19 protein-coding genes are annotated in these 20,241 nt (G+C 42.4%); 6 read left to right on the forward strand and 13 right to left on the reverse strand.

Annotated elements, in window-relative coordinates; genetic code table 11:
- Positions 1 to 32: 32 nt before the first annotated feature.
- The 3 genes from JMX18_RS04385 (at position 33) to JMX18_RS04395 (ending at position 2,548) form a co-directional block, all read left to right on the forward strand.
- Positions 33 to 1,418 (forward strand): MATE family efflux transporter, encoded by a 1,386-nt coding sequence (locus JMX18_RS04385; protein ID WP_201584854.1) that lies wholly within the window; start codon positions 33 to 35, stop codon positions 1,416 to 1,418.
- Positions 1,419 to 1,554: 136 nt separating this feature from the next.
- On the forward strand, positions 1,555 to 2,199 hold the full coding sequence (locus JMX18_RS04390; protein ID WP_201588219.1) for an AzlC family ABC transporter permease: 645 nt from the start codon (positions 1,555 to 1,557) through the stop codon (positions 2,197 to 2,199).
- The gene (locus tag JMX18_RS04395; protein ID WP_201584861.1) at positions 2,189 to 2,548 is read left to right on the forward strand and encodes an AzlD domain-containing protein; all 360 of its coding nucleotides are present in this window, start codon (positions 2,189 to 2,191) and stop codon (positions 2,546 to 2,548) included. Before JMX18_RS04390 ends, JMX18_RS04395 begins: the two co-directional genes overlap by 11 nt.
- A 186-nt stretch (positions 2,549 to 2,734) precedes the next feature.
- Here the strand turns inward: JMX18_RS04395 and purF are convergent, their stop codons facing one another.
- The 11 genes from purF to JMX18_RS04450 all read right to left on the reverse strand — a co-directional run bounded on the left by purF (position 2,735) and on the right by JMX18_RS04450 (position 13,643).
- Positions 2,735 to 4,270 (reverse strand): amidophosphoribosyltransferase, encoded by a 1,536-nt coding sequence (gene purF, locus JMX18_RS04400; RefSeq protein ID WP_201584863.1) that lies wholly within the window; start codon positions 4,268 to 4,270, stop codon positions 2,735 to 2,737.
- Positions 4,271 to 4,398: 128 nt separating this feature from the next.
- Entirely contained in the window at positions 4,399 to 4,896 is a 498-nt protein-coding gene (locus JMX18_RS04405; RefSeq protein ID WP_201584865.1) for a CvpA family protein, read from the reverse strand.
- A gap of 101 nt (positions 4,897 to 4,997) precedes the next feature.
- Complete coding sequence (locus JMX18_RS04410; RefSeq protein ID WP_201584867.1) at positions 4,998 to 6,044, reverse strand: quinone-dependent dihydroorotate dehydrogenase; 1,047 nt, start codon at positions 6,042 to 6,044, stop codon at positions 4,998 to 5,000.
- Positions 6,045 to 6,154: 110 nt separating this feature from the next.
- Complete coding sequence (locus JMX18_RS04415) at positions 6,155 to 6,730, reverse strand: DUF4870 family protein (RefSeq protein ID WP_227674557.1); 576 nt, start codon at positions 6,728 to 6,730, stop codon at positions 6,155 to 6,157.
- A 134-nt stretch (positions 6,731 to 6,864) separates the two neighbouring features.
- Positions 6,865 to 7,413 carry a type II secretion system protein GspM gene (gene gspM, locus JMX18_RS04420; RefSeq protein WP_201584874.1) on the reverse strand — a complete coding sequence of 183 codons (549 nt, stop codon included), beginning with the start codon at positions 7,411 to 7,413 and terminating at the stop codon, positions 6,865 to 6,867.
- Positions 7,414 to 7,455: 42 nt separating this feature from the next.
- On the reverse strand, positions 7,456 to 8,862 hold the full coding sequence (gspL, locus tag JMX18_RS04425) for a type II secretion system protein GspL (RefSeq protein WP_201584876.1): 1,407 nt from the start codon (positions 8,860 to 8,862) through the stop codon (positions 7,456 to 7,458).
- Between the two features lie 185 nt (positions 8,863 to 9,047).
- A complete protein-coding gene (gene sixA, locus JMX18_RS04430; RefSeq protein WP_201584878.1) occupies positions 9,048 to 9,506 on the reverse strand; it encodes a phosphohistidine phosphatase SixA in 459 nt (152 codons plus the stop codon).
- Positions 9,507 to 9,555: 49 nt separating this feature from the next.
- Positions 9,556 to 10,872, reverse strand: a complete 1,317-nt coding sequence (locus JMX18_RS04435; protein WP_201584880.1) for an NAD(P)H-dependent glycerol-3-phosphate dehydrogenase — start codon at positions 10,870 to 10,872, stop codon at positions 9,556 to 9,558.
- Positions 10,873 to 11,015: 143 nt separating this feature from the next.
- Complete coding sequence (locus JMX18_RS04440; RefSeq protein ID WP_406947363.1) at positions 11,016 to 11,600, reverse strand: nitroreductase family protein; 585 nt, start codon at positions 11,598 to 11,600, stop codon at positions 11,016 to 11,018.
- Positions 11,601 to 11,733: 133 nt separating this feature from the next.
- A complete protein-coding gene (zapE, locus tag JMX18_RS04445; RefSeq protein ID WP_201584882.1) occupies positions 11,734 to 12,840 on the reverse strand; it encodes a cell division protein ZapE in 1,107 nt (368 codons plus the stop codon).
- Positions 12,841 to 12,989: 149 nt separating this feature from the next.
- The gene (locus tag JMX18_RS04450) at positions 12,990 to 13,643 is read right to left on the reverse strand and encodes an alpha/beta hydrolase (RefSeq protein ID WP_201584884.1); all 654 of its coding nucleotides are present in this window, start codon (positions 13,641 to 13,643) and stop codon (positions 12,990 to 12,992) included.
- A 324-nt stretch (positions 13,644 to 13,967) separates the two neighbouring features.
- On the opposite strand from JMX18_RS04450, the gene JMX18_RS04455 reads away from it, so the two are divergent.
- The 3 genes from JMX18_RS04455 (at position 13,968) to xseB (ending at position 16,501) form a co-directional block, all read left to right on the forward strand.
- Positions 13,968 to 14,348 (forward strand): hypothetical protein, encoded by a 381-nt coding sequence (locus JMX18_RS04455; RefSeq protein WP_227674558.1) that lies wholly within the window; start codon positions 13,968 to 13,970, stop codon positions 14,346 to 14,348.
- A gap of 260 nt (positions 14,349 to 14,608) precedes the next feature.
- Positions 14,609 to 16,135 (forward strand): exodeoxyribonuclease VII large subunit, encoded by a 1,527-nt coding sequence (xseA, locus tag JMX18_RS04460; protein WP_201584886.1) that lies wholly within the window; start codon positions 14,609 to 14,611, stop codon positions 16,133 to 16,135.
- Positions 16,136 to 16,261: 126 nt separating this feature from the next.
- Positions 16,262 to 16,501 (forward strand): exodeoxyribonuclease VII small subunit, encoded by a 240-nt coding sequence (gene xseB / locus JMX18_RS04465; protein WP_201584888.1) that lies wholly within the window; start codon positions 16,262 to 16,264, stop codon positions 16,499 to 16,501.
- 125 nt (positions 16,502 to 16,626) lie between these two features.
- Here the strand turns inward: xseB and pncB are convergent, their stop codons facing one another.
- Together pncB and msrAB are read right to left on the reverse strand one after the other, a co-directional pair.
- Positions 16,627 to 17,844 (reverse strand): nicotinate phosphoribosyltransferase, encoded by a 1,218-nt coding sequence (gene pncB / locus JMX18_RS04470; RefSeq protein WP_201584890.1) that lies wholly within the window; start codon positions 17,842 to 17,844, stop codon positions 16,627 to 16,629.
- A 321-nt stretch (positions 17,845 to 18,165) separates the two neighbouring features.
- The gene (gene msrAB / locus JMX18_RS04475) at positions 18,166 to 19,995 is read right to left on the reverse strand and encodes a bifunctional peptide-methionine (S)-S-oxide reductase MsrA/peptide-methionine (R)-S-oxide reductase MsrB (protein WP_201584892.1); all 1,830 of its coding nucleotides are present in this window, start codon (positions 19,993 to 19,995) and stop codon (positions 18,166 to 18,168) included.
- Between the last annotated feature and the right edge of the window lie 246 nt (positions 19,996 to 20,241).

A 20,241-nucleotide genomic window follows, 5' to 3' on the forward strand; every position in this document is an offset into this window, starting at 1 on the left:
TCCAACCCGCCTTAGTAGAAGCGATTATTACAATGCCAGCTACCTCATCAACCTCAAGGTCACCTATTGATACGCGCTATAAGCGTATTATTGCAATTGCTATACCGGTGATGTTGGCTAATTTAGCTATGCCACTCCAAAGCGTGATTGATACGGCAATTGTGGGGAATATGAATGATGCGGCAAAACTTGCTGGCATGGGGCTTGCCATTCAATTGTTATCATTAATACTGGTCAGCTTTAACTTTCTTCAATACGCCTCATCGGGTTTATCTGCCCAAGCGTTAGGTCAAGTAACTCAAGTCAATAAAGAACAAACTAAGCAAACTTCAATCACTTTACTGTCCATTCTGCAACGCGCTTTATTGTTAGCTATCATTATTGGAGCGGTGTTATTACTGGCAAAACCATGGTTAATTGACTTTGGTTTGCAAGCCTTATCTGCTAATCCTGCTAGTGGACTGGCGGCAAAAACCTATCTAGATGTGCGCTTTTGGGGGGTCATTGCCGAACTGATGAACTTTGCCTTTATCGGTTGGTTTGCCGGTCAAGGTAAGACTCGCTATATGCTCTACCAGCAAGGATTTATTGCTCTGCTCAATATTATTTTGACACTATTTTTCGTCTATGGTATGCAAATGGGCTTGGTGGGTGTTGCGCTAGGTACTACGCTGGCTTTTTGGTCGGGCGTACTAGTGGCATTATGGCTCAGTCGTCGGCATCTACAATTGACCTGGGCTTCCCTGTTTACTACTGATCCACAGCATTTTACCAAATCTAAGATGCTTAGGCTATTTTCATTGAATAAAGATATCTTTATTCGGACACTTATCTTGACCTTGAGCTTCGCTTGGATCACGCGGCTATCCGCTCAAAGTGGTGATCTGGTATTAGCAGCCAATGCCATATTATTACAAGTGCTAAGTATTTCTGCCTTTGCTCTCGATGGTGTAGCGGTCTCTGCTGAGAGCTTAAGTGGCCAAGCAGTCGGCCGTAAGGACTGGCGAAGTTTTCGCATTATCGTCAAACGCACCGGCATAGTCAGCTATGGTTTGGCTATAGTTTTGAGTACTATTTGGTGGCTCGCTATGCCAATCTACTTACCTATGATGACCAATATTAACAGTGTCTTTGAGCTGGCTTTTGCCTATCGTCATTATGCGGTATTGTTGCCGCTGGTTGGCGTCGGTGCTTATTGGTTAGATGGTATCTTTTTTGGATTGACCGCAGGAAATATCATTCGCAATGCCGCTCTATTATTAGCTGTGGTGTTTTTCCCGTTAAGCGGCCTGCTTTATCAGCGCTATGATATGACTGGGATTTGGCTTAGCGTTTGGTGCTTATTACTTCTGCGTATGCTCATCCTTGGCGGGTTTTTATATCGGGTACAGCGTAGCGGTAAAATTAGCCCTGAATAAATTCATAAACCCAATAACGACATTAATATAATAAATCTAGATCAGCTTAGGACATTACGTGACCACTTATTCTAAACAACAATTACAATCGAGCTACCAGTGGGCTGAAGGCTTCAAAAAAAGTATTCCAGTAGCAATGGGCTATATTCCAGCTGGTATCGCCTTTGGAGTATTAGCGCAAGTTGCCGGTGTCCCGCTGTGGGCGATTATTATGCTTAGTGTAGTTTTATATGCGGGTGCTGCCCAATACGCTTGCTTGCCTATGCTAACCGCAGGCCTACCTATTAGTAGCCTTGCTACCAATATAGCTGCTATAAATCTGCGCCATATTTTCTACGCTGTACCCTTACTGGACGCTATGCCCAAACAAAAACTAGCCAAGACCTATTGTTTATTTGCCCTTACGGATGAAACCTTTTCAGTCATGACTAGCTTACCAACTGAGACCCGGCAAAGGCTGATATTGCCTTTAAGTTTATTTAATCAAAGCTGGTGGGTATTAGCCTCAGCTATGGGGGGATTAATAGGGAGCACCCTCAATGATTTGGTGCCACATTTAGATTTTGCTCTGATTTGCTTGTTTGCAATTTTAGCTTACGAGCAATTTCAAAACATTAAACGTTATTTCCCTATTGGTATTGCCCTTATTGCTCTAATCATCGCCTCGCTATTTACTAGTGATTGGTTGTTACTGATTGCTATTGCTGTGTGTATGCTACTGATTTTAGCACGTGGATTTTGGCTACAACGTCAATCATTAGGAGGCTCGAATGACCAGTAGTTACCTCATTTTAGCGACCTTAGCCATGGCTGGAGTGACTTTTATTACTCGAGCTATTCCCGCACTTACTCCCAAGAAGCTACTCGATAAACCGTGGCTGCATCGGTTAAATGAAAGCTTGCCGTTATCGGTGCTGGTGCTACTAATACTGACCAGTTTGTCCTACTCAGGTTTATCAGCAGATACTGGTTTAAATAGTACAGAGCTGCATTTATTATTGGCACAAATTGGAGCGCTGCTGTTAGTATTGTTAATTTATCATGTCAGCCGGCAGTTGCTGGTCAGCATGATTGCTGGTATCGCTGCCATTAATGGACTGCTTTGGCTACTGAATACTTTTTTAGGCTAGTTTTCAAGGCGATGGCCATGATTTGGATTGTTATTTAAGCGGCTATTACATCAGAATCAACACTCGGCCAGCATTACAAACAACTATTTAAAACTCCCCTTCTTAAATCATAAAAAAGGCTGGATTCTATTAGAATCCAGCCTTAATATTACTTGTTACCTAATTTTTATCATCAAGCTTTGACAATTACATCTCTTCTACACCCATCATATCGACAGGAGTGTCAGCAACGATTTGAACGCCTTTTTTACCCGTTTTAGCCGTCTCACTACGCTGCTGCTGTAGGTGATCAAGATAGGCTTCATTGATTTGACCGGTGACATAGCAGCCGTTAAATACGGCACAATCGAAGCCTTCGACCTTGCTGTGCTTAGTATCTTTTACCGCATCAATTAAGTCGTCTAAGTCTTGAAAAATCAAACGATCGGCACCGATAATCTCTCGCACTTCTTCCACACTATGGCCTGAAGCTATAAGCTCGCTACGTACAGGCATATCGATACCATAAACGTTGGGGTACTTGACCGGCGGCGCTGCACTGGCAAAAAACACTTTTTTAGCACCAGCATCACGGGCCATTTGTATAATTTCATGACAGGTAGTACCGCGAACAATAGAATCATCAACCAATAAGACATTCTTACCTTTGAATTCAAGCGGTACAGCACTAAGCTTTTGGCGTACCGACTTTTTACGTTGCTGCTGTCCTGGCATAATAAAGGTACGACCGATATAACGGTTTTTCATAAACCCTTCACGGTATTTGATATTCATCTTCAGCGCCAATTCCATCGCTGAGGTGCGCGAGGTATCAGGGATAGGGATAACCACATCGATATCGTGATCCTCACCCCACTCATCTAAGATCTTCTGGCCTAATTTCTCGCCCATACGCAGGCGTGACTTATAAACTGAGATATTATCCATAATGGAATCGGGACGCGCAAAATAAACGTACTCAAATATACAGGGCGTATATTCTTGCTGCTCAACGCATTGGTAAGTATGCAATTGATGGTTTAAATCAATAAAAATAGCTTCGCCCGGCTTTACATCACGAATGATATTAAAACCACAACCAGTTAGCGCCACAGACTCCGAGGCCACCATGTATTCTGTACCACCATTGGCTGCTAAGCGCTCACCAAAAATAAGCGGGCGAATACCATTAGGATCACGAAAGGCTAATAGTCCATGGCCGGTAATCATAGCCACTACCCCATAAGCCCCTTCACAGCGATGATAAACAGCTTTTACCGCCTCAAAGATATCGTCAGGAGTAGGATGAGTCTTGCCTAAATTTTGCATTTCATGTGCCAATACATTTAGCAGCACCTCAGAGTCTGAGTCGGTATTTAGATGACGCCGATCCTCTTTATACAGCTCTTTTGCCAAGCTCTCAGCATTGGTCAGATTACCATTATGAGCTAAGGTAATACCATAAGGTGAGTTGACATAAAATGGCTGTGCTTCAGCGCTGCTTGAAGTGCCAGCGGTTGGATAACGCACGTGACCAATGCCAAATTGCCCCACCAGTTTGATCATATGGCGGTTCATAAAGACATCACGCACCATGCCGTTTTCTTTACGCAGATATAAGCGTCCATCTTGCAGGGTTACAATGCCAGCAGCGTCTTGACCACGATGTTGCAACATGGTTAAGGCATCATAAAGGATCTGGTTGACAGGCTCATGAGCTGCAACTCCAACGACTCCACACATAGTTATGTCCTATTTTGAACCGAAAATTAATAGTGCTATAGCAGTATTGATAACATAAAGGATTATCATTGACCGCAGGATTGAAAAGCTTTACTTAGGCTTTAGAAGAAAAACTTAAGTAAATAAATTTATGATTGATTAATCTGATTCCAAGCAGCACCTAGCATATCCGAAGCCAACTCCTTACCCATTGGTGCATAAGGCAAAAGCTCTGGCGCAAGTACTGAAGTTTGCCACTGCGGCATCTGTACCAATAACGGGGCACTAACACTCATAATGACCAATACTACTAATACATTCTTAGCAGCGCCTAATACGCCGCCCGCCATTTTATCTACCACGCCCAGCCGCAGAGTTTTGAGCGCACCTGAGAATACAAATGCCACCAGATGCATGGCTGCTAATATCACTAGTACTACTAATAAAAATGCCAAAGCCATTTGTAGTACAGGGTTTTGGACGATAGCAGATAACTGCGGAGCAATGGAGCTGGCTAAACGAGTAGCAGCGATCAAAGCAATAAACCAGCCAGCCAGTCCTACTGCTGTTTTAATTAAACCCACTTGAAAACCGCGCCATAAGCCAATTAAGACTACAATGGCAATCACAATATCTAGACCACTCATATTTATCGCCTTTTAGTTTATTATAGTCGCAGCTGACTCAATTGACACTTAAAATTATTAGGCCTTACGGGTTTTATTTCAATATATTTTATCAGTACATTCTAGTTGATACCTTGCTCTTCCATGGCGTCGTAGTAACCTCCGATTGCCTGAATACAAGACTGTACTAGTCCCGGACCTCGATAAATAAGGCCCGTATATAACTGTACCATATCAGCGCCGGCTTTAATTTTTTTCACCGCTTTCTCGCCGCTATCGATGCCACCTACTCCGATCAAAGCGACCTTATCCTCAAGTTGATCCGAGAACTGTTGTAGGATTTGGGTACTGATATGGCTGACCGGACGACCTGATAGACCGCCTGTCTGATCGCCATCAATCAAGTCCTCAACCCCCACCCGGCTCAAGGTAGTATTGGTCGCAATCAACCCATCAATCTCAAAATCTAACAGTTGCTGTGAGATATAATCGACTTGTAAAGGCTCTAAATCTGGCGCTACCTTTAGCACTAACGGCACATAGAAGCCATACTCTGTCGCCAGCTGATTATGACGGTTTTTAATAGTATCTAGTAGCTGGGTTAAGGCTTCACCACTTTGTAAATCACGTAGATTTTCGGTATTAGGTGAAGATATATTGATCGTAATATAAGAGGCATGAGGATAAACACGTTCTAAACAATAAATATAATCATCCGCTGCTTGGGCAACCGGAGTGCTGGCATTTTTGCCGATATTAATACCGATATTGCCTTTATATTTACAGCGTTTGACATTTTCAACAAGATAATCGACGCCTTGATTATTAAACCCCATGCGATTAATAATGGCATCGGCTTGTTTGAGCCTAAATAAACGCGGCTTATCATTGCCCATTTGTGGCTTTGGAGTCACCGTACCTATTTCAATAAAGCCAAAGCCCAATTCAGCGAGCGCATCGATATAATCGCCATTTTTATCAAGTCCCGCCGCCAAACCTACTGGATTGGAGAACTGTAACCCCATACAATCGGTAGGCTGCATGGGCTGACCATAAACCAATCCTAAAGCACGGGCTTTATGAGCTTTTTCTAATAAAGACAAAGTCATATCATGGGCGTGCTCTGGGTCCATCTTAAATAAAAACGGGCGAAGTAAGGCGTAGGACATAATGACGATAGACTCTGGTTAGAATGTTGAGTGAAGCGCTAAAAAGCGCGGCAATTATAGCAGTTTGATGGACATAAAACTAAAGCCTTATGACTAAATTTATTACCCTTTTAGGGCACAGGGCGATTATCAGTTAAGGCAATCCAGCCGCGTACAATACGGTATAGATGCCAAATAAAGGTAAAAGCGATAATAAGTAGACCTAAACCTGTTAATACAATCGAACCAATGGCTAAGTTGTTACTTTCCGCTATAACCCCTATTCCCAAACCGCCTACAGCGAATAGGATTAGTAAAGCGCCGACAGCGAACAGCACAATACTATACCAAAAGGTCTTAATCTGCCAATCAAAATGAGTAGCGAGCCAAGTATGCTCAGCATCATGACGTTTAGCGTAATTCATTACAATAGGCACAATCCACAGCAAACCCGCTGTAAAATAGCTCAAGACATATAATAGATAAGTAAGGTGATTATAAGCGACTAAAGAGCGTTGTTTTTTATCAGTTAACAATGGGGTTTGCGGGGCGGCTGAGCCTGATAAAGGATAGATGGACTGCTCATCAACAAAAGGCTGGCTTCTAAAAGACTCCTGCCTCAAAGCATCGTCATATTCAGTAGGTTTGCTAAGGGGTTGTTGACGACGTGCACGTTCATTAGCTTTAGAATCAGACGAGTTATTCATAATAATTATCCTTAAACTGGCACGTAACTAACATTTATAACTGACAGCGATACCAATCATAGGTGCTCGGTAGTGGCTTCTATGCTTTTAATTGTGGCACGCTACCCTATTTTCAAGATACTCAGCAGAGCAAACTAAAAGGCAACCGCCGCTTGTACTGCGATTTGTTTGGTGATTAAATCTTGCTGCATGGTTAATTGAGTGAGCTGTAAGCCTTGCTGTTGCAGTTCGCTAAGTGCTGCACTGACTACCGCTTGGCTATTATGATTAAAGCTCAGTTGTACGGTGTCATTAGTAGCGATAACTTGAGCATCATTAATACCCGAATCGTTCAATAAGGTGCTTACCCTGCTGGCTGGAGGCAGTGCCACCATACTATCAGTATTAGCCGTATTGAGTGCACTATTATCAATATTAGCTGCTTGCGCTCGCAACCAAAAATAATCAGCAACCTGCTGTTGATAATCTGCCTTACTGCTTTGGGCAGCTTGATGTATGCTATAACCCCCATAGCCGCCGACAAATAGCAGTAAAAACACCATAAGTAAGCTTAACGCCAGCTGATCACGAGGCGCTAAAGCTTGCCAGCGTGACCACAGCAACTGCTGATAACTATGCATCTGTGCGAATAACGCATTTTCCGCTGGTCTATTACTTTTAGCTCGAGGCGAGAGTATCTTCATGGCTTGACCTTGGCGTAATCGCTACGGTTATCTAATATACAATTAAGAGGCTAGTTGGCTACTTTCATTATTATCTTTATCTATGATATTTACTGTAATTTGTCCACTAAACTGCCCTTGCTCATTACTATTTACTCGCTCCAAAGTTGCCGCTATCCCTTGATCTAGCAAAGTATTGGTAAATTGATCAAGACTATTACGATCTGCTGCAATTAAAGTAAAGCTAAGCGCTGTAGGCTGCATAACCAACGCCTGCGCTTGTAATGAAGATTGTTTAATCAGCGGCGATATACGTGCCAGCATTGCCAAATGTGACGACGAATTTTGGCTATCGCTACGCAGCTTGGGTTGTAATTGAGTTTGTAGTTTTGTACGAGGATTGAGGGGCTCATTGGGGAACCAAGACTGATATTGAGCTGCAATCGCAGTTTGGGTGGAGGTAGCCGCCTGCTGGTAACGATACCACTGGACGCTATCGGTTACTATTTGCAGCACTAATGCTGATAACGCTACCATCATCGCTACCTTTAGGTAAGATGATATTTGAGAGCTGGATGACTTAGTAAAAAAGTTAAGCGCATGGCGCTCAGGATGCTCAATCGGTATTGGCACCGCAGATAGCGTAGTTAGCAATATCTGCTGCGCGCTCATCAAAGCTACTATCTCTGTCACTGTATTTTGCGTATCGTCAGTGGTTAATTCAGCATTTAACAAATTTGCTTTTTGTAGGCTTAACGAAGCACTGTTATTGATATTGGTGTTGATATTACTACCGCTATTATCAAAACTCTCATCTGATAAATGAGGCAATTCTTCAATAGCGGGGACTCTACAAACCTCGCTTAAATGTGGTAAACGCTCAAGGATTAAAGGCAAGTAGCTGACCGCTAACCCTTGGTAAAGCGATTGTCTCAATAGCGTCGTATAGCTATCACGGTAGAGGACGATTTGTTGACCTGCCCCTTCCTCTGGTGACGGCAATAGTAGGAAATCTGGTAGTAAAGCGCTGATATTTAAACCCACCAGTGCTGCACTTTGTTGCCAAGTTTCAATATCACTTTTTGCGAGCGCATATAGATAGTAGTTATTAAGACTACCAGTTTGACGAACGGCTAGCTGCTCAACAGCAGTAAGGGAGTTTTCTTCAAATAAATACTGCTTGCCGCTGGTGCCAAGTTGTTTGAGCTGAGTGGCGTTAAGCTCGGTATCAACTTGCAGAGCATAAGTAGAGGGGAAATACAGACATATGGTTTTGTGGCTATTATTTTTGTAGTAGCCTTTTTTTGCACTGATATTATCATTGGTATTAGCGCTGACATGAGCACTAACATGATTGGTGAAATAAGTATCGTATAACTGCTGCCAATTATCGACGGTTTGCCACTGTTTGCTATCGGCATGCCATACCGCCAAAGGACTGTTCTGCGCTCTTAACCAAACCTGTAACACTAAGGGTGTCCTTATCCGTTAAATTCTGTTTTTAAAACCGCATAAATTCACACAGCCTATGGTGAGCATCTACTTGTGAGCTGTTATAGCTTCTATAAGAATAGTCCTTATAATAGACGAATCTAGCAGCCAATTATAGGAGTTTTAGCTCAATCATTAGCAACCCCCTAATTACTCTGCTGCATTTATCTCGTCTGATCAGGTACAAAGCGCTTAATTTCTTTAGCCATATCTGACATGACAAATTCCATCTCAAACACTCGTGCTTCTGCCAATGCAAAAGCTTCTGGGCTGTCACCGGTCAGTAAGCTTGCGAGATTAGCTACGATAGGCATATGACAAACTACGACCAAACATTGCGCATCGATATTAGCCAGCACAGCTAACGCATTCTGCGCACTATCAGAAGGTGTAATATTATCTTGTACGCTAGCAGGTATATTTGGCATACGTGATTGCAGCTCAGCTAAGGTTTGCTGCGCTCTATCATAGGGACTCACCACAAACTGATCGGGCTGATAATGCTCAGCGATATAAGCTGCAGTTTGAGACGCTTGCTGTACACCGAAATCTGTCAGCTGACGGGCGCTATCAGGGTGGGTTTCATTCTCTGCTTGTCCATGGCGCATTAATATTATTTTCATAACACTCCTTAATAATTGAGGTTAATTTTTATATTATTTATTTACCCATTTATTTATCATTTTTTTGGTTAAGGGAATCATCAGATAGCTGGTCAGACTCAGCACCCGATGATTGCATATGAGCACTAAGTGCAGCATTACTATGATCATGTGGCATGACAAATTCAACGTCACTACGGAATCCGGCTTCCATCAAGTGTAAGGCAACGCCAAGCGCCGCCTTATCTTCGTAAATAACCGCATAGAGCGCATGCGTAATCGGCATATAGATGCCTGCTTTACTGGCTTTTTCATGAACTTGTTGAATAGTATTTACCCCTTCAGCGGTTTGACCCAGCTTTTTTACTGCCGCATCAATGCTCATGCCGCGGCCAAGCATGTTACCAATGCGATAGTTACGGCTAAGCTCTGAGCTACAGGTCGCATATAAATCGCCAACCCCTGACAAACCTAAAAAGGTTAGCGGATTAGCGCCTTCCTCGAGTCCAAAGCGGCTCATTTCTGCTAAAGCACGGGTCAGCAGCATAGCTTTGGTATTCTCGCCCACTTCATAAGCAGCCGCCATACCCATAGCAATGGCATAGATGTTTTTAAGAGCGCCGCCAAGCTCGACACCGCGAATATCATCGCTGGCAAACACTCGGAAAAAAGCACTGTGTAATGCCGCTTGTACTGCATGCCGCAGAGGCTCTGAGCTACTGGCAATAACCGTCGCAGATGGCATATTTTTCATAATCTCTACAGCGAGATTAGGTCCTGACATCACACCAAAATTTACTTCTGGCAACTCATCTTTGATGATGTCACTCATTAATGCAAACGTATCTTTTTCCATCCCTTTGGTTAGCGAAACAATGGACTGTCCGGTGATAAAAGGAGCAATATTTCTAAGGGTTTCGCGAAAGGCAGAGCTGGGTACAGCTAAGAAAATAATATCTTTATCTTTGATAGAGGCTTCTAAATCATGACTATACTTAAGACGATCATCAAGCTTATAGCCGGGTAAATACTGCTTGTTCATGCGTAATTTTGCCATAGACTTAACCGTGCGCTTATTACGCACCCAAAGGGTAGCATCACAGCCGTTACGTGCTGCTAAGTTTGCCATGGCGGTACCGAAGCTGCCCCCACCTAAAAAAGCTAAGCGCAGTTTGGTAGGATTTTTATGGATTTTATCCATATTTTTGGCAACGGCAGCTTCAACACTACTGGGATCAAGTTTTTTACGATTGAGACCTGATCTGGTAGCACGTTCAATGATACTGGCTAATAGGCCTTGTTTTTCAGTACTATTATCTTCGATTTCATTAATATCATTATTAATATCATTTTCGTTAGAGTCTTGATCATTTGTTGAGCTAGTCATTTCTATCTGTCCCTGTTAAGCGAATTATATTATGTTACTTAATTATATTGGTTAAGAGCTTTTACAGCCATTACAAAATAGCTTCTATCAATACTCAATATAGAACTATTTTCATAACTTTAGCGCTAAATATTTCATTTCATTTAGGATTTAAAGCTAATTAAGGACTCGATATCCATTGGTTTTCGAGCAGGACTCTCAGTAGGGCTGGTGCCAGTATAAACAAAAGCAGTGACATAATCATCCACGCCCACTCCAAAATATGCTTTGACTGCAGGCTCATTACACAATAAACCAGTACGCCATACGCTACTGAAACCTTGCGCTTTTAACGCTAAAATAAGATTCTGTACTGCTGCACCTGCACTTAACATTTGTTCAAAAGGTGGTACTTTTTTATGCTCTTGCATCTGAGTAACCACTGTAATGATTGTCGGTGCTCGCATAGGCAAGTTAGCAGTCTTTTTGCGAGTTTTATCAGACAGCTCCTCGCCTTCTGTAGCCGCTTTTGCTTCCGCAGCCTCGAGTAAAGCCTGACCGAACGCTTTACGGGCATCACCTTCAGTGACAATAAAGCGCCATGGACGTAGCTTTTTGTGATCAGGTGCGGTCGCCGCACAGCTTATTGCTGTCTTTATTTGATTGTGCGTGGGTGCAGGAGCTTCAAGATTACCAATACTGCGTCTTGATTTAATCCAATTAATCCGCTGCTCGCCCATATTATCCATTTTATTTGGTTGGCTTTCCTGCTTATTATCTATTAACTCATTGTTATTATTATCTAGTTTTTTATTCATTATCTATCCTTGCTGGTTTTCTGCTATTATCATCGGTTAATAATCGTTGCTCAGCTTCAATAAGCTAAGCGGCATCAGTGTCCTCAACCCGATGTTCCATCTTCAGATAATCCTCTGACTGCATCTCAAGCAAGCGTGAGCGGGTACGCTCTATCTCAAACGCTAGTTTTTCACCTTGATAAAGCTCCAAAATAGACTGTTGGGCTCTAACCAGTAGCTTGACTCTACGATCATAAAACTCATCTACCAGATAAATAAAACGCCGAGTAGGATCGCGCATCTCATCACTTAAAGCGGGTACAGCGTTGACCAATACAGTATTAAACTGTTTGGCAATTTCAATAAAGTCTGCGGCTGAACGTGGTTCCATACATAAATGACGGAAGTCGCAAAACAGTATATCTTCGGTACGTGCGTTAATTTTAATTTCACGGCCGTTGATGACAATGGGCTCATTACTAATTTTTTGGTTATTAGACAAGCTAGCAAAGCGGTTAGCGAGCCAGTGATGATTCTCTTTAGTCATTGGCGACTTATAAAGCTCCGCTTGCTGCAAAACCCGCAGTCGATAGTCAATACCTGAATCGATATTCATCACCGTAGTGTGTTTTTCCAGCTCTGCAATAGCGGGCATAAAACGATCTCGGTGCAAACCATCTTTGTATAATCCTGACGGCTCAATATTCGAAGTCGCTACTAAGGTCACACCACGATTAAACAGCATGGTAAATAAATCACCCAAAATCATCGCATCAGAGACATTAGAGACAAAGAATTCGTCAAAACAAATAATAATCGCTTCGTTATAAATAATATCAGCTACTTTTTCGAGTGGGTCACTCTGTCCTTGTAAGGCGTTGAGTTCACTATGAACACGCTGCATAAAATGATGGAAATGTTGACGCATTTTACGCTCAATAATCAACGACTCATAAAACATATCCATCATCCAAGTCTTACCACGGCCTACTCCACCCCACATATATAGGCCTTTTGGCGCTTCAGGCTTAGATTTTAAAAAGCTAAAAAAGCCTTTTTTCTGTTCTACAGTATTATTAAGCTGATGATAGAGATCATCAAGGTAGCTCATGGCCTGATATTGCTGCTCATCCCTCGTAAAATCATCGGTGCTAATAGCTTGTTCATAGCGCTGCAATGGTGATAATGACATAGTATGACTCATTTTTATAAAGATAAAATTAATAGGGGGAATTTATGAAAACCGGAACCAAAAATCTTGGTAAACATTTTTCTTTGAGCACTTTTTCCAAAAGCTGTTGCTGAAAGCCGTTTTTTGAGAGGTACAGTGTAGTTAGTTAGCTATTGTTTAAAACTATGCTGCTCTAATAATTGTTTAAGCTCAGACAAGCGCCCATGGAAAAAGTGTCCTGCGCCCTCAACGATACTGACTTCAATACCCAGCTTTTCTGCAAAATCTTGCATACTAGCAGGGTCAATAACCTTATCAGCATCACCGTAAATCTCAAAAGTTTTCTCGACTGGCAAGCTCAAGTCGCCGGTATCATTCTTTTCTACTGAGGGCGAAATAAGCGCCACATTGGCAATTTCAAAATCATCCAAACCCCATATATGAGGCGTTATCATGACTTGCTCAGCTGCCCGTGCGATTACATAGCCACCAAAGGAGAATCCACCAAGCCATAACTTACGAGCATTGGTTTGGGCACTAATCCATTGTAACACGGTCATAGCATCGATGACTTCACCTTCAGCGTAGTCGTGCTCACCTGTCGACTGCCCTACACCGCGAAAGTTAAAACGCACCGCATGCATACCGTTATCACGGGCAAAACGGTACATGGTGGTCACCACCTTATTATTCATCGTGCCTTCATATAAAGGATTAGGATGGCATAACAACGCGACCGTATCGGTATTAGGATCATTTGGGTTGTCTTGCTGCCATAATGCGTCAACTTCGAGCACGCCGGCAGGAGCAGGAATTAAGGTCATAGTTTTAGAGACTGTAGAGTATTTGACCCAATTATCCTAGATATAGTTTATATTTCAAGTTATTTGCTGTTTATATCACTCATAATCGCCAATAACTGTGATTGAAATAATTTTTATTAAATGAATTGCTTTTGAATTATATAAGATATTAAAACTATTAAGGCAATATAGAGGTAACACCGCATACAATAACGCTGTAGACGTTAGGACCATAAACCAGTTAAGTTTACAATAATTATTAACTATCCTTTGCTATTAATGGATATTGTTATACTTATGATCTTTTACATTCTAATCTACACTTAATTCATTGAGGAGTCAGCTATGGCTGTTTTTAATAAAACTTTTAATAAAACCCTTTTTTTAACTGGTGCCCTAGCTACAGCATTGACCTTGAGCGCTTGTCAAAGCACGCCATCATCACCCGTTATTCAGCGTGACAATGCTACCTATGAGACCACAGGCTTAGGTGCTACCAAGGTAAAAGCTCAGCAAAATGCTATCGATAGCGCCAACAAAGCTTGCCGAGGCAAACAAGTCATTGTTCTCAATGATAAAGTGGTTTATAACGGTATTTTGAATGAGCGTACTGATCGGATGATTGGACAAGTCGGCTCAGTAGTTGGTTCAGTATTTGGTACTGGCTCACCAAACTTGTCTCGTGATGATGACTATGAATACACGATTAACTTTCGTTGCCAGTAATGGTAACTATCAAACGGCTACTTAATACTTAACTCCTGTTCAAGCTTTATTTAAACCTCATAAAATAATGGCTAGCCAATGAGATTGCATCAAGTAACTTGATAGCACCTTGTTGGCTTTGCTTTTTGTAAGAGCGCTTTTAGGGTAAACTACGCTATCAGTCTATTTGGACTTTAACCAATGACAAGCTTTGTAAGCAGTTTCTAATTTATATAAGTCATATTAGCCACATTCACTTTTTACATTCTTGGTCTAAAATTATGCGCAAACCCAATCTTACTGGTCTTAAACAAGCTAAGGTTTTAACCCCTGCCAAAGACTTAGCGACGCTTGAGGCTGAGCTTGCCGAAAAAGAGAATGACCTTGAAGTCAATTTAGAAGATACCGTGCTGCGGTTAAGCGATTATCTATCCGCCGTTGAGATGGTCATCAAGCATACCTTTAATCACCGGGTTTGGGTCAAAGCTGAGATTCGTAACTTATCTAGCAAAGGCGGCCATTACTACTTTGAGCTGGCCGAAAAAGATGATGACGGCAAGGTCATCGCCAGCTGCCGTGGTAATCTATGGCGCTTTAAAGCCGCAAGAGTGTTGTCCAAGTTTGAGCGTGCTACGGGTATGGCTTTGGAGCGCGATTTAACCGTACTGCTTAAAGTCTCGGCAGGCTTCCATACCCAATACGGCTTTTCTCTTACTATTGAGGATATCGATCCCAGCTACACTTTAGGAGATTTGGCTCGGCAATACGCGGAGATGGTAGATAAATTAACCGGCGAAGGGCTCCTTCATCTCAACCAGCAGCTACCCACGCCTTTTGATATCGAGCATGTGCTAGTGATTGCGCCTGAAAAAGCGGCCGGATTGGGCGACTTTCAGGCTGATGCCAATAGGCTTGCCAGCACTGGCGCTTGCCAGTTTCATTATCATAATGCGACCTTTCAGGGCAATCATGCCCCTGGTGAGATTCGGCAAGCTATCGTCAGTGCCCAGCAGCAATTCTTTGACACTTATCAGCATCTGCCAGATCTGCTGGTTATTATTCGTGGCGGCGGCGCGGTAGGTGATTTGGCTTATCTTAACGATTATGAGCTGGCGGCGTTGGTTGCCGAGCAGCCTATACCCGTTTGGGTTGGTATCGGCCATGAGCGTGACAAGGTAATACTCGATGAGGTGGCGCATACCAGCTTTGATACGCCGTCCAAGGTTATCGCAGCTATCAGCAGCCATTTAGCAAGACTGGTCACGCAAACTTTGCATTATCGTGCTCAGATTAAACAAGCGGCCCAGCGTCAATTAAAGATCGCTGAGCAGCTGACCACACGCCAGTTGAGCCAAGTCCAATCACAAACCATTGGTCAATTAACCGCTCTCAAAAAGGACAGTGATTTTGCTTGGCGTAGTATTCAACAAAGTGCGCAGCGCCAGGTCAAACAGGCAGCGCGGCTCACTTTTGAGCTGAACAAACACACTCAAGCGAGCGCCTATAAACAGTTGAACAATGCTCAAGAGCAATGTACCAGCTATCAGCAAACCATTATGCAAAGTGCGCAGCAGCAGCTCATTCAAGCCCAGCGTAACAGCGAGCATTTGCGTGATATCATCCTTTTGCATAAACCCACACGGGTGCTACAACAAGGTTATACCATGCTAACGGATGAAAAAGGCAAGCAGATACTGACCAGTAGCGCTCAGCTTTATCCGGAACAAACCATCAATATTGTACTAAAAGATGGTCAGGTTAGCGCCCGTATTGTGGAAGTTAGAAATACTGAAGCTAAAGATCTATAATCAAAATAAAATATATTGTAGGTTAGCTTTTAACCCAGCCTCGCTATGCTATAGAACTTACAAATGAGTTAAAACCAGAAATATAGTAACAAAAACTTTATCTTTATTTAAATGACAGGAAACCTAATGACCACCCCTACTCGCAAACGTAAAAAAGCCGCCCCAAAAACCTTTAAGGCAGCCTACGATATTCTAAAAGCCAATGCAGCCGAACTCCAGCAGCAAGATGAGCCTGATATCGACAACTTGATGACTACGGTTGAAGAATCTATTGCCGCTTACCGAGTCTGTGAAACCCGTATTAATGCGGTGCAGCAAGCATTAGATGCAGCGTTTTCTGAAGAAGAAACCGATAGCGATGTTTAAGCGTCGCTAAAGTCTAGTCTTTCTATTAATATAGTCAGTCAAAAGTTTTGTAGGGTGCGCCCAGCGCACCGTTAACAAGACTATGACTAGCAATTAGTGCGCTGGGCGCACCCTACTAACAATAGCTAATCTAGCTCGTCAACTTCAAAAACTTGGCGTAGATAAGCTAGATAAGTATCATTGTTGATCATGGTTTTTCCAGGACTGTCTGAAAGTTTAGCGACTGGCTGGCCGTTGCATTCAACCAACTTGAGGACAATATTTATCTGGGTCAAACCGGTATCATTGGTCAAATTAGTGCCAATACCAAAGCTGGTTTTAATCCGGTCTTTAAAATACTGATGCAAGTCCCATGCTTTATTAATATCAAGCCCGTCGCTAAAGGTGAGGATCTTAGTTTTAGGGTCAATCTTTAACTTTTCATAATGAGCAATTGCCTTATCACCCCAACTATAAGGGTCACCGCTATCATGACGCAGTCCATCAAATAATTTAGCAAAATATAGATCAAAATCACGTAAGAAAGCATCCATTCCGACTACATCTGTCAAAGCAATACCCAAATCACCACGGTACTCGTGTACCCACGCCTCAAGTGCAGCTTTTTGCGAGTCACGTAAGCGCACATCCAACGCCTGAAAAGCTTGCATAAACTCATGTGCCATCGTGCCTATCGGCGTCATGCCTAGATTCTTAGCTAAATAGACATTAGAGGTTCCACTAAAGATTTCTGGCTCGGCTTTGTGAAAAGTTTCGACTACATGTGCTTGCCAGCTTTTACTGAAACGTCTACGAGTCCCAAAATCAGCAATGATAAAAGGCGGGTCTTCTGGTTGTTGACGTTTGGCATACTGATGCAGCAGCTCAACCTTGGCATCCAAGCGGCGCTGCGCCTCATCAATGACATCAGGATTCGATAAAGCATTGAAATAAAGCTCATTCACGATAGCCAATACAAACACTTCAAAAAACATCGCCTGAATCATCGGCCCTTCAATATCGATAAATAGTCGGCCTTTGCTATCAGTACTGACTTTAATAAAGCGGCGTTTAAGCTGAAACAGTTCTAAATAATCAACAAAATCTGAGCGAATAAAGCGTAATCTACGCAGATAATCGAGCTCATCTGGCAAGAACCGTAATTCACATAAACTATCTAGCTGTACCTCTAAAGATTCTTTAATGGTTGCCAATGGATAAGCGGCCTCATTATTATTACGGCAACGAAACCGATAAACGCCATGCGTTTGCGGAAACTGATGCAGCATAGCTTGTAGCATCGTAAATTTGTACAAATCATTATCAAGCAAAGAGGTAATAATCGGGTCGTGAGTAACGGTCATGCGATAACCTTAAACGTCAAAGAAAGATTAGGTCCAATAAACTAGCAAATAGAGAACAATATAAAATAAGAGGATTGCTCGTTATCAATAAAAACTTATCATCAAAAAACTTGTCATTGAGCAAAACAACTAATAGAAGCTGATGGGCTATTTGTTCAAAGTATAACGATATTTATATCTTTTTGCATGATTCCCTGCTGATTGCTGCAAAATGACTATAATTGGTCTATTAAAAAGACGCTAAGAATCCACCCTAGCGCCTTTTAATAGCAATAAATTCAAAAGTTAAAAATATAGCTCAGTCGTGCAATTAGACAATAATTATTGCTCTTTGACTAATTTGACCAGTGGCGCATAACCCGATTGCGGCATTACGCTGACCGGAATAAACTGTAGCGCGCCGCCATTGATACAATAGCGCAGCCCACCGCGATCTTTTGGACCATCTGGGAACACATGGCCTAAGTGTGAGTCGGCAACCCGCGAACGTACCTCAGTACGCACCATATTAAAGGCGGTATCTTGATGCTGAGTAATCACTTGCATATCGATAGGCTTAGTGAAACTTGGCCAACCGCAGCCTGATTGATACTTATCTGTCGATAAGAATAATGGCTCACCACTGACCACATCAACATAAACCCCCGGTGCAAACAGATCATCATACTCATGGCTAAAAGCACGCTCAGTACCCGCCTGTTGGGTAATATTATATTGTGCTTTGGTTAGCGTATCCTTGAGCGCATTTTTATCAAAGTTAGCATAGCGTTTCGGGTCTAGCACCTCAGCGACGGTATTAGCTGGGGCCAGCTGCACCCGAGTGCTCGGCTTAATCTTGTCATCAGCAAGACTTAGATCAACGTGGCAATAACCATTAGGATTTTTGGCCAAATAATCTTGATGATACATCTCGGCTAAGTAGAAATTATCTAGCATTTCATTTTCAACCACAATGGGCTGATTATACTTACTTTCTATTTGCTGAAGAGCGGCATCAACGATTGCCTTATCTGCTGGATCGGTATAATAAATCCCGGTACGGTATTGTACCCCGCGGTCATTGCCTTGTTTATTTAAGCTAGTCGGGTCGATGACGCGAAGGTAGTACTTGAGGATAGTCTCAAGATCCGTCTTGTCGGCATCATAAATGACTTCAACCGCTTCAGCATGGCCTGAGCCGCGAATCACCTGCTCGTAGCTTGGATTGGCCGTATCGCCATTAGCATAGCCTGATATGGCATCTACTACCCCATCGACACGCTCCATATAAGCTTCCACACCCCAGAAGCAGCCACCTGCCAGATAGATTGAACGCGTATTAATAGGTTTACCTTGATCATTATAATAAACGCCATCTTTTTGCTTGATAGTCTCAATTTTATTATTGCTATCTAAGGTTTTTACATTTGCAGGCTTGGCATTACCACTTTTAAGCTCGGCAAAATCGTTTTCTGCATTTTCAGCCAAAGCATAAGCTTGTTCTGCTGAGATATTTCCTTTAACCAGATGGACTAAATTGCCATTTTTATCCAATATTGCCCAACTGGGATACACTTGTACCCCAAGCTGATTGATCATATCGCCAGACCCATCAGCTAATACCGGCAGATTAGGATAATCCGCTTGGATGCCAGCATACCAACTATTAAACGCACTAGCATCTTTTTCATTTAAATGACCGGGGCTAGCAACCGTTACCACGTTTAAGCCAGCAAATTTAGGATCCATGCGCCAGCTTTCAGTCTCTTCAAGCGTACCTAAACATAGCGGACACCAGCTTGCCCAAAACTTTACCAAGGTGGGCTTGCTAGAGTCGATTACTGCAGCGCCAGTATCACCTAGACCTTTGGTCAGCTGCGGCAAAGCCTGCATTTGCTTCAAGGTATCAGATGGCAGCATATCACGTGAGCGAGTGACTCCGCTGTTTTGCGTACTGCCCTTCGCATTACTACTGCTATTATTGTCGGCATTACTTATCTGCCCACAAGCTAATAGTAGACCTGCACTCAATATCGTGGTAACCCCAAAAGCACTAACGTTTTTGAAAAAACGTGGGCGCTGGGGTTTAAACTCTCTCTTTAAACTTTGATTAATACTTTGGTTATTTCTGTCATTATTATAAGAGTTATTATGGCGATCTTTACGAGACATAAGGTGTCCTTTTGCGAGGCCTTGCAGATAAGATAGGAGGGAAATAGGGTCATAAAGCTAACTCTGATAAAATTAGCAGACCTTAACAGTATACTATATATAAAGGTTTTACTTTAATAATGACTCGATGGCTAATACATTTTTGAACAACAGGGAAAGAGTATTGATATAAAAGAATATAGATAATTGAAGCTCTATATGATGCTGTAGCTATAAATAGACAACTCTATAAAAGTAACAAAGATA

The organism is Psychrobacter jeotgali (assembly GCF_904846315.1).
Lineage (GTDB): Bacteria > Pseudomonadota > Gammaproteobacteria > Pseudomonadales > Moraxellaceae > Psychrobacter > Psychrobacter jeotgali.